Origin of the sequence: Gordonia lacunae (assembly GCF_002149015.1) — a bacterium.
Taxonomy (GTDB): Bacteria; Actinomycetota; Actinomycetes; order Mycobacteriales; family Mycobacteriaceae; genus Gordonia; species Gordonia lacunae.
In genome coordinates, this window is record NZ_NGFO01000089.1 from 1 (window position 1) to 670 (window position 670).

The 670-nt window shown below is 59.7% G+C and carries 2 protein-coding genes; both read left to right on the forward strand.

From position 1 onward, the window contains the following. On the forward strand, positions 1-288 hold a 288-nt coding region (locus tag CA982_RS26255; protein ID WP_139104734.1), incomplete at its 5' end, for an IS30 family transposase. Between the two features lie 55 nt (positions 289-343). Further along, complete coding sequence (locus tag CA982_RS26260) at positions 344-640, forward strand: integrase core domain-containing protein (protein ID WP_265969385.1); 297 nt, start codon at positions 344-346, stop codon at positions 638-640. Positions 641-670: the final 30 nt, after the last annotated feature.

The following is a 670-nucleotide window of genomic DNA, read 5'->3' on the forward strand; positions in this document are numbered from 1 at the left end:
GAACTGTCCGCTCACGCCCAGTTCGCGATGGACACCGGAACGCAGGTGTTCTTCGCCGATCCGCACTCACCGTGGCAGCGACCATCCAACGAGAACACCAATGGTGTTCTGCGCCAATATTTTCCTAAGGGAACTGATCTGTCGCGGTGGTCAGCTGAGGACCTCGAGGCCATCGCCTACACCCTCAACAACCGTCCTAGAAAAGTCCTTGGATGGAAAACTCCCGCCGAAGTCTTTGGCGAACAACTACACTCGCTACAACAACCCAGTGTTGCATCGACCGATTGAACGCGCCCAATACCGAGCCATCCGCTACACCGAACGACTGGCCGAAGCCGAAGCGGTGACATCTGTTGGCTCCAAAGGGGATTCATACGACAACGCGATGGCTGAGGCGTTCAACTCGCTGTTCAAAGCCGAATGCATCCGTAACCCCGTGATGCGCCCGCGAGGCGGCTGGGCAGGTGTGGGCGAGGTCGAGATCGCCGTCGCTGAGTACGTCGAATGGTTCAACCACCGCCGCCTGCACGGCGAGATCGGACACGTCCCACCCGTCGAGTACGAGAGCGCCTACTGGTCGACCCACACCGTCACCAGCTACCGTGAGAACCCGGTCCCCGCAAACGCTGGAACCAACTAACCGAGCCTCCAGCAAACCCGGGGCGATTCA